This is a genomic window from Marichromatium sp. AB32, assembly GCF_003718675.1.
Classification (GTDB): Bacteria; Pseudomonadota; Gammaproteobacteria; order Chromatiales; family Chromatiaceae; genus Marichromatium; species Marichromatium gracile.
This window is the reverse complement of record NZ_RHFJ01000085.1, coordinates 1-9,589: the sequence shown is the minus strand read 5'-3', so window position 1 is coordinate 9,589 and position 9,589 is coordinate 1. Positions and strand designations below refer to the sequence as shown.

Annotated in this window: 6 protein-coding genes; 5 read left to right on the top strand and 1 reads right to left on the bottom strand. The window is 71.1% G+C overall.

Annotation, left to right across the window (positions count from 1 at the left end; genetic code table 11):
- Positions 1–342: 342 nt before the first annotated feature.
- Positions 343–2,316 carry a DUF262 domain-containing protein gene (locus tag EBL85_RS15865; RefSeq protein WP_123143416.1) on the bottom strand — a complete coding sequence of 658 codons (1,974 nt, stop codon included), beginning with the start codon at positions 2,314–2,316 and terminating at the stop codon, positions 343–345.
- A gap of 377 nt (positions 2,317–2,693) precedes the next feature.
- On the opposite strand from EBL85_RS15865, the gene EBL85_RS15860 reads away from it, so the two are divergent.
- The 5 genes from EBL85_RS15860 to EBL85_RS15840 form a co-directional block, all read left to right on the top strand.
- Positions 2,694–3,119, top strand: coding sequence for a PleD family two-component system response regulator (locus EBL85_RS15860; protein WP_062276543.1), 426 nt, complete (start codon positions 2,694–2,696; stop codon positions 3,117–3,119).
- A gap of 8 nt (positions 3,120–3,127) precedes the next feature.
- Positions 3,128–3,556, top strand: coding sequence for a PleD family two-component system response regulator (locus EBL85_RS15855; protein ID WP_223806174.1), 429 nt, complete (start codon positions 3,128–3,130; stop codon positions 3,554–3,556).
- A 4-nt stretch (positions 3,557–3,560) separates the two neighbouring features.
- Entirely contained in the window at positions 3,561–4,139 is a 579-nt protein-coding gene (locus EBL85_RS15850) for a chemotaxis protein CheW (protein WP_123141763.1), read from the top strand.
- An 82-nt stretch (positions 4,140–4,221) separates the two neighbouring features.
- Complete coding sequence (locus EBL85_RS15845; RefSeq protein WP_123143415.1) at positions 4,222–6,234, top strand: methyl-accepting chemotaxis protein; 2,013 nt, start codon at positions 4,222–4,224, stop codon at positions 6,232–6,234.
- Between the two features lie 87 nt (positions 6,235–6,321).
- Positions 6,322–9,589: Hpt domain-containing protein (locus EBL85_RS15840; protein ID WP_190288106.1), on the top strand; the 3,268-nt coding region annotated here is incomplete at its 3' end.

Here is a 9,589-nt window from a genome sequence, read left to right as displayed (position 1 = left end):
CACCAGCCACCAGCCACCAGCCACCAGCCACCAGCCACCAGCCACCAGCCACCAGCCACCAGCCACCAGCCACCAGCTACCAGCCATCAGCGACCAGCCGCCAGTCGCCAGCTACCAGCTACCAGCTACCAGATGGATTGAACGGCGAAGGACGCAGAGAAGTGATCAAGCGCTCTGCGCTCGGCGGTTGGCAGGTGCGGGTGGTCTCTCGTTCGTGGACGGGGGCCCATCCGCCAGCATGTCTTCAGGTGACGATTCCGCCCGGGCGACGGCGATCACCATCCCAATGGTGTTGGATTGCCAGAGGGCGGCAACCCAACCGACGCCTGTGTTCCTGACCGATCAGGTGTCGGCGGGCTCGGCGAGGATGCTGGTCTCGATGTAGCGACGGAAGGTGTCCGTGTCGTTGAAGCAGCGAAAGCCCGCCTGGCTGGCCATGGCGATGGTGGCGGTCTCCTCGTTCAGCAGCACGGCGACCGGCTGGCTCAGCTCCTCCTGCAGCCCGCCCGGCCAGGCGAGATCGAGTATCGCGCGTTGTTCGCCACTGTCGGGGTCGGCGAGATCGAACGACAGGGTGCCGCGTGGTAGCCCCTTGCCGGCGACCCAATCGTTGAGCGATTGCAGCTCGGCCTCCTCCTCGGCGCTGCCGATACCGCCGACGATCTCGGTGGCGGGCTGCGTCGGCGCCGTCGGGCCCGTGGCGTGCAGCCAGCGGTCGTCGCCGTGCAGTAGCTCGGCCATGCGGCGGTTCAGCTCGGCGGCGATGAGGGTCTTGCGCGCCTCGAGGAAGTCGCGGAATCGGTCGATCCGCCACAGCGCCGGGTCCTGTGGTATCCACTGCGAGGCCAGCGCCCCTGGGTGGCGCGCCTCGACTTGCGGGAAGTATTCCTCGGGCAGGGTGTCGCTGATGTCCAGGTTCGTGTCCTTGGTCAGGAAGCAGAAATTGGCCAGCGCGTTGACCTCGGGCTTGCGGTAGGCGCGCTTGTAGAGCTGCGCCTTGGGGAAGATGTGGTGGACCTCGAGGCGATTCATCCGGCCCAGCAGGTGGGCCTTGAGCGCCAGTCCGGTGCCCCAGTCCCTCGCCTCACCCATGCGGGTCAGCAGGTAGAGCACCGGGTAGAAGCGCGCGCCCACGCTCCAGCCGGTGAAGTGCCCTGGCTCGACCTGGAGCGCGCCCTGCCAGAGCCGCAGTTGCTCGAGCAGTCGATCCAGGGCGGCGGCGTCGCCGTCCCCCAGGGCCTCCAGGTCCTTGTCGATATAGGTCTCCGTGGAGCCGGAGAAGCGACCCCACATCGCCGCCTGCACGTACCAGAACAGCAACTTGTCGCGTTCCTGCTCGTCCATCGCGCCGCGTCCGGCGGACTCGCGCAGGTCCAGGTAGCGGACCATCACCGGGACCGCGAAGCGGCCGAAGAGCACCTGGTCGTGGTCCAGCCCGAGGCGACCGGCGATCAGGTTGAGGCTGGAGTCGATGTGCCGGCTGGCGCGGCGCAGCGCGTCCTGCACCTCTTGCGCCGACTTCTCGTGCAGGTGTTGGAACTTGGCCTCGCCGGTGAGCACCGTGTTCACCGAGCGCAGCAGCCAGTCCAGGTTGAAGTGATAGCCATCCTGTTCCCAGCGCCACAACTCCGCCTTCAGTGCCTCGCGTCCGTCCGGCCAGTCGGCGCAGATCTTCGCCAGCGCGAGGTCGCCCTTCGACAGCTTGGTGCCGCCGCTGTTGACCCGATTGAAGATGTCCACCACCACGTCCAGGCTCTTGTCCGCGCCGGTCACCTCCTCGATGTGCAGATCGATCTCGAGGATGCCGAGCAGGTGTCCAAGGCGGCCCACGTAATCGCCCAGTCGCGCGGCGAGTTCCGGCCTGTCGGCCAACCGCGCGATGAAGGTGCCGAGCCCGGCGCTGCCGGTCTGCATCAACTCGGTGACGTCGATCCACAGCGGGTCATCGCCCATCTTGACTGGCTGGTGGAAGGCGAAGGTCTCGCGCTCGAGATGAAAGCGCAACGCGGTGAATGCGTGGGGGTTGCCGTCGAAGAACCGCGGGGGTTTGCCGCGCGCGACGCCGTAGAGGGAAGTCATGCGTTGCTGTCCATCGAGTAGCAGCTTGACGATACCGGGCGCGATTGCGCCATCGCCGCGGTGTGTCGCGGTCCTGGCGTCGGTGGCCCAGACCAGCAGGCTGCCAACGGGGTGGCGGCGATACAGCGAGTCGAACAACCCTCGAACCTGATCGCGGTTCCACACGTAGCCGCGCTGGAACTCCGGCAGCGCCATGTGGCCGTTGTCGATGTGGTTGAGGATGTCCGAAATCTTCATGTGCGACGGCTCTCCGGGTTTGGCGTCACTGGCGCGATGTCTCTGGTGAATCCAGGGTGGTAATGCGCGCGACCGCGCGCCGGGGCGCGGTGCGGCAGCTCGCGGTATCCTCTCAAAGGATGGCCGCGCCGAGAATCCCGGTGTCGGTGATGGGGGCAATGGTGTCTGGCGATGACGCGCGCAGCGCTGCTAGACTTGCTGCGTCGACGTCGCGCCACACGCATCGTCGACACGAGCCCGCCGGCGCGCCTTCCCGCGCCCGCGCCCGTGCCCGGTGCCGCGAACGCGATGGCGGTCCCCCTTCCGTCAGCGGGGACGGACACACGAGGCGCGTCCGGGTGTACGCTTCAATCGTGCCGACTCGAGAGGTCGTCAGCGTGACGGATCCTTCGGACCATGCCGATCTGACCGGCGCCAAGATCCTGGTGATCGATGACAGCAAGACCATCCGCCGGACCGCGGAGAACCTGTTGGCCAAGGCCGGCTGCGAGGTCATGGTCGCCGCCGACGGCTTCGAGGCCCTGGGCAAGATCGTCTCCTTCAGACCCGACCTGGTGTTCGTCGACATCATGATGCCGCGTCTCGACGGCTATCACACCTGCGCCCTGATCAAGGGCAACGCCGCGCTCCGCCATACCCCGGTGGTGATGCTCTCGAGCAAGGACGGGCTCTTCGATCGCGCCAAGGGCCGGCTGGTCGGGGCCCAACTCTATCTCTCCAAGCCGTTCACCGGAGAGGAACTATTGGCAGCGGTGCGCGACAACCTCGGTCGCGCCCCCGAACGGAGCCCGTCGGGCTCGTGAGCGCAGCCATGAGACCTTTCTTTCGCAAGACGGACGCGACCGCCGACGACACCACCCAGCCGCCGACCCCCGGTGCCAGGGTGCTGGTGGTCGACGACTCCCCGACCGAGACCCGGATCTTCGCCAAGGTCCTCACCCAGGCGGGCTACCGGGTCGAGACCGCGACCAACGGCGAGGAGGCGATCGCCGTCGCGCGTCGCTCGCACCCGGACCTCATCCTGATGGATGTCGTGATGCCGGTGCTCAACGGCTTCCAGGCCACGCGGATGTTGCAGCGCGATGCCGAGACCGCCGACATCCCGGTGATCATGGTGACCACCAAGGATCAGCAGACCGATCGTACCTGGGGGCTGCGTCAGGGCGCGGTCGATTACCTGATCAAACCGGTCGACGCCGCGACCCTGCTTGACCGGGTGCGCGTGGCGCTGGAGGGTTGAGGGGATGACCGAGACCGCTACCGCCGCGACCGAGCTGCATGCCCTGATCCGTCAGCTCGACGCCAGCTGCCGCGCCCAGCGCACCGCGCTCCCCCATGACGCGCCCCCGCCCGACAGCTGGGCGGCGGTGCTGTTTCGGGTGCGAGACCTGAAGTTTCTGACCCCCTTGGAGCAGATCGCCGAGGTGCTCGAGGTCCCGGTCGAGATCACCCGCGTCCCCGGCACCCAGCCCTGGTTTCTCGGGGTCGCCAACAATCGCGGCACCCTGCTGCCGATCAGCGACCTGGCGGTGCTGACCCAGGGAGGGCAGCCCGGCGAGCGCCGTGTCCCGCCGGGGCGGCGTCGCGCCCGCGACCGGGTGCTGGTGGTGCGTCAGGTCGAGTCGCCCTGCGGGCTGGTGGTCTCGGAGACGCTCGGCATGCGTCATGTCCGTCACGACGCCCGGGTCGAGACCCTGCCCGATGGGCTGGGGTTGAGCGCGCGCTATATCGATACGGCCTATCGGGTCGACGACGAGGCGGTGGCGGTGCTGCGCCTGGAACGGCTGCTGGCCGATCCCCTGTTCAATGCCGCCCTCGGCTGAGTGCCGATCGGCCGATCCATTCACGAGTGCCCGTCGCCGGAGTCGCGCGGGCGTGATCCACATCTCCGGGAGTCGGTAGCAGATGGCGAAACGAGAGACGCTCAACCCACGCAAGAGACGGCTGGGTGGGTCGCGACAGATCACCCTGGCGTTGGCGCTGCTGGCGCTGACCTTCGCGGTGCTGGCGCTGCTCGGCTATCTCCGGCTCGACCGGGTCGATGCCGCTCACCTGCGCCTCTCGACCCAGGCGAGCACTGCTGCAACCACGGTGGCCGGGCTGGCGGCCGACAGCGCCGCGCTGCTGCAGGGGGACGAGGCGGCGCAGCAGCGCCTGCGTCAGGCCCGCTCCAGGCTGCGCGAGGCGCTCGGCGGCGAGGCCGGGACGCTGCGCTCCGATCTCGTCGGGCTGGAGCAGCCGTGGCGCGCGGCGCGCGACGGCTGGACCGGGTTGCGTGTCGAACTCGAACGTCTGCTCGGCGCCGGTGAGGCGCCGCTGGCCGCGCAGCGCGCGGTACGCGAGGCGCGCGCGCTGGTGGTCCGCGCCGAGACCGCGCTCGCGCGCGCCGGGGAGCGTCTCGCGGCGAGCGAGGCCGCACCGGCGCAGGCGTTTCGCCTCGGCCGGCAGTCGGCGCGGCTGGCGCGGATCGATGCCCTGCTCGCCGCTCTGCCCGCCGGCGAGGAGCGGACCCGCCAGGTGGGCGAGGGCCTGACGCGCGAGGGCGAGGCGCTGGAGGCGGCGCTGGGCGCGCTGGCCGAGTCGACCTCGGCGCCGGCGCTGCGCGACGCGCTCGATGAGGCGCAGCGGGTCTCGGTCGCGCTCGGCGCTGCGCTCGAGACCGCGTTCGAGCAGTCCGGGGCGGCGAGCGCGGCCTTCGATGCCGAGACCGCGCTCGCCGCCGGCGCCGAGCGACTCGAGCGCGCGCTCGCCGAACTCGCCGCGGCCTATCGCGCCGCGCCCCTGCGTTTCCCGCTGGGCCCCCTGGAGGTCGGCGCCACCCTGGTGCTGGCGACCGCCGGCGCCGCCCTGCTCAGCCTGGCGCTGCTCGCGCTCTACTCGGTGCGCGAGGCGCATCGGCGCGAGGAACTCTCCACCGCCCAGAGCGAGCGTGACGAGCAGGCGATCCTGCGCCTGCTCGACGAGATGGGCAATCTCGCCAACGGTGATCTCACCGTCGAGGCCTCGGTCACCGAGGACAAGACCGGGGCGATCGCCGACGCCATCAACTATGCCGTCGACGCCTTGCGTGCCCTGGTCACCACCATCAACGAGACCGCCTCGCGGGTGAACCGCTCGGCGCAGGACAGTCGCACCATCTCGACGCGTCTGGCCGAGGCGAGCACCGCGCAGTCGCAGCAGATCCAGCAGGCCTCCACCGCGGTGCAGTCGCTCACCCAGCAGATCGACGAGGTGGCGCGCCATGCCGGCGAATCGGCTGAGGTCGCCTCGCGTTCGGTCGAGGTCGCCGGGCGCGGCGCGCAGACGGTGCGCGATACCATCCAGGGGATGGACGCCATTCGCGACCAGATCCAGGAGACGGCCAAGCGCATCAAGCGTCTCGGCGAGAGCTCGCAGGAGATCGGTGAGATCGTCGAGCTGATCGACGACATCGCCGACCAGACCAACATCCTCGCGCTCAACGCCGCGATGCAGGCGGCGATGGCCGGCGAGGCCGGTCGCGGTTTCGCGGTGGTCGCCGACGAGGTGCAGCGTCTGGCCGAGCGCTCGCGCAACGCCACCAAGCAGATCGAGGTGCTGGTGCGCACCATCCAGGCCGACACCAACGAGGCGGTCAGCTCGATGGAGGCGAGCACCTCCGGGGTGGTCGAGGGCGCCAACCTGGCCGAGAACGCGGGCGACGCGCTGCACGAGATCGAGAACGTCTCGGCCTACATCGCCGATCTCACCAAGCGCATCGCCGACTCGGCGCAGCGTCAGTCGCGCCAGTCCGCGGAGATCAACGACACCGTCCAGGCGATCCGCGCGCTCACCGAGGAGAACAACGACGGCACCCGGCGCGCCGCGGCCTCGGTCGAGCAGCTGGCCAACCTCGCCACCGAGCTGCAGCGCTCGGTGGCCGGATTCCGCCTGCCCTGAGGCGGCGGGACATCCGCAGCGGGGGCGGGGCGTGCGCCGTGCGGTCGCCCGCGACCTTTCCTTGAATCAGGCAGGAGCGGCGCTCCCATGGCAGAGAAGAAGGTCATCGGTGGTTTGAACTGGGTCAAGGGCGAGATCGACTCGGCCCTGCGTCCGGCCCGTGATCTGGCGATCCTCCAGGCGGCGTCCGAGACCCCGCAGGATGCCGCCGAGGCCGGTGACGCGCTGGCCCAGGTGCAGGGTGTGTTGCTGGCGCTGCAGCTGCCGGCGCCGGCGCGCCTGGCCGAGGAGCTGGCGCGTCTCACCGCGCGCATCGGCGCCGGTGAGCTGGTCGAGCTGCAGGCCGGCGCGCGCGCCCTGACCAACGCCCTGGTGGCGCTCGCCGACCATCTCGACCGTCTCGATGCCGGGCACGACGACTCGCCGCTGAGCCTGCTGCCGGCGATCAACGAGGTGCGCGCGGTACTCGACACGCCGGCGCTGACCCAGACCGAGCTGCTCGCCGTGGCCGCGCTCGGCGGCACGAGCGATCCGCTGCAGGCCTCGCCCGAGGCGCTCGATGCGTTGGCCGAGGCGCTGCGTCAGGTGCGCCCGCAGTTCCACCGTCATCTGGTCGAGTGGTATCGCGCCGGTGGCGACGGGCGCGGGCTGGTCCAGCTCGGGCGCCTCTTCCACCATCTCCACGGTTATCTCGGCGAGGGACTGCTGGCCGACGTCTTCCGGCTCGCCGAACACCTCGCCGAGGCCCTGCGCCAGGGCTGGCTCGAGGCCGGCGCCGAGCAGCGCACCCTGCTCGGTCACCTCGACTGGATCCTCAAGCCGCTGGTGCAGCGCCCGCCGCAATGGCCGCAGGCGCAGATGATCGCGTTGATCGAGCGTCTGCTGGCGGCGCTCGCCCCGCTCGACCCGGCCCGGCTGCCCGATCTGGAGTCGCTGCGCGCGCGCTACGGTGTGGGCGCGAGCCTCCCCGGAGATGCGGGCGACGAGGCCCTGGCCGCGGCGGCGGCCGAGGTGTTGGAGACCTTTCCCGAACTGGAGGGGCGCTTCGAGCGTCTCGCCCTGGGCGGCGGCCGCCCCGATCCCGGCGAGCTGGCGCTGATGGAGAGTGGACTGCGCCGCCTCGCCGAGCGTCTGGAGGTCCCCGGCGGCGACGAGCTGGTGGCCGAGCTACGCCGCTTTGCCGGTGAACTCGGCTCGGCCTTCGACGGCACCGACGGGGGCGGACGACTCGAGACCCTGGCCACCGGCCTGCTCGCGCTCAAGTCGCGGTTGCGCGCCTGCGCCGAGCGCCGCGTCGCGGCGCTGCCGGGCGCCCTGCCGGGGATCGATCTCGGCGAGCTGGCCAGCACCACGCTGCGCGAGGCCGGCTACGAGCTGGTCCAGGTCAAGGAGGCGATCGCCGCCTGTCATCTCGATCGCGACAACCTCGCGCCGCTGGCGCCGGTGCCCGGATCGCTGGAAGGCGTGGCCGGCGCGCTGCGGATCCTCGACGAGCAGCCCGCCGCCGAACTCGCCGAGTCGGTCGCCGCACTGGTGCGCGGGCTGGGTACGGCGCAGGCCCCGACACCGGGCGAGCGCGAGTTCGAGCACCTGGCCGACACCATCGCCGCGCTCGAGCTCTATATCGCCCATCTGCAGGACGGTCAGCCGTTCGGCGACAACCTGATCGAGCACGCCCGCAACTCGCTCGCCGCGCTGCAGGAGAGCCTCGGGAGCGCGTCGCCCGAGCCCGGCGCGCCGTCGCCAGCGGTGGCGACCGAGACCGATGCGGGGATCGGCGCCGTCACCTCGGAGTTCCTCGAGATCTTTCTCGAGGAGGCCGAGGAGGAGATGACCTCGGCGCGGGCCCAGTTCGCGCGCTGGTCCGAGGCCAACGAGGACTGGGACGCGCTGACCACGCTCAGGCGCAGCTTCCACACCCTCAAGGGCAGTGGCCGGCTGGTCGGGGCACGCCAGGTGGCCGAGGTCGCCCAGGCCAACGAGATCCTGCTCAACCGCGTGCTCGAGCGCACCCTGCCGGTCTCGCCGCCGCTGATCGCACACATCGCCGCGGTGCTCGAACGGCTGCCCGAGCTGATCGGCGCCGAGGCCGAGGGGCGGGTGGTCGACACCGCGTCGCTGATCGCCCCGGCCGAGCGCTTGCTCGCGCCCGCAGCGGCGCCTGCCAGCGAGACCGGGCCAGTCCTCGGCCCGGCGCCGCCGAGCGCCGTCGCGGCGTCGGCAATCGACCGTGACGAGCCCGTCTCGCTGGATCCGGAGACGGTGCCGCTGCCAAGTCTGGGGCCTGACTCCGAACTCGCCGCGGGCCGCGAGGGCGCTGTGGACCCGGCCGCGCTGCTCGGAGTCGACGAGGCCGGTGAGCTGGAGCTGCCCGACCTGGAGCTGCCCACGCTCGATCTCTCCGAGCTGGAGCTGACCCCGCCGCCGCCCGCCGCGACCGAGGCGCGTGTCACGCCGGACGACCCCCGGGTGTTGTCGCCGTCGCCGGCGCCCGAGCCCTTGCCCGACCCGGGGCTTGCCGCGCTCGATGCCGGCAGCCTGCTCGAGGAGGACGAGGAGCTGCTCGAGATCTTCCGCGCCGAGGCCGCCGAGCACCTGCAGCAGGTCACCGCCGCGCTGGACGAGTCACGCGCGGTCGACGAGCCGCTGCTGCGCGCGCTCCACACCCTGACCGGCAGTGCGCGGATGGCCGGGATCGACACCATCGCCACGGTCACCAAGTCGCTCGAACTGCGACTCAAGGGGTTGCAGGCACGCGCGCTCGATCCCGACTCGAGACGCTGGCTCGAACGTGCGCGTGCGCTGATTGCCGAGCGGGTCGCCGAGCTGCCGGGCGTCGGGCCGGCGGGCTCGGCGCTGCAGGCGCTGGCCGTCGAGCTGGAGATGGCGCCGGCGCCGCGTGTCGGTGTGCCGACAGGGCCAGAGGCCCCGGCGGAACGCGCGGTGGCGATGCCGCCGCCCCTGCCGGAGCCCGTCGTCGAGCCTGCCGGGATAGCGCCGGCCGCGAGCGAGGCGGTTGTCTCATCGGGGGATGCCCGGTTCGGCTCGCACGGGCCGTCCGAGCCCGCCGTCGAGGCGATGACGGAATTGGAGCTGCCGGCCCTGGAGGATCCGCTGTTGGCAGCGGGGGCCTCGGTCGACGGGGCCGAGGAGGATGAGTCGCGCCCGGCCATGGCCGAGGGCGCGGAGCTGCCTTCGCTCGGTGCTGGTGATGCGGCGGGGGAGGTCCCCGGGGCCTTGACGTCGCCCGAGCCGGAGGCGAGCCTGGAGCCAGAGCCAGAGCCAGAGCCAGAGCCAGAGCCAGAGCCAGAGCCAGAGCCAGAGCCAGAGCCAGAGCCAGAGCCAGAGCCAAGAT

Bases quoted from the DNA above. Each gene is read 5' to 3' on its own strand.
- EBL85_RS15865 (WP_123143416.1), bottom strand. From the start codon at position 2,316: ATGAAGATTTCGGACATCCTCAACCACATCGACAACGGCCACATGGCG.
- EBL85_RS15855 (WP_223806174.1), top strand. From the start codon at position 3,128: ATGAGACCTTTCTTTCGCAAGACGGACGCGACCGCCGACGACACCACC.
- EBL85_RS15850 (WP_123141763.1), top strand. From the start codon at position 3,561: ATGACCGAGACCGCTACCGCCGCGACCGAGCTGCATGCCCTGATCCGT.
- EBL85_RS15845 (WP_123143415.1), top strand. From the start codon at position 4,222: ATGGCGAAACGAGAGACGCTCAACCCACGCAAGAGACGGCTGGGTGGG.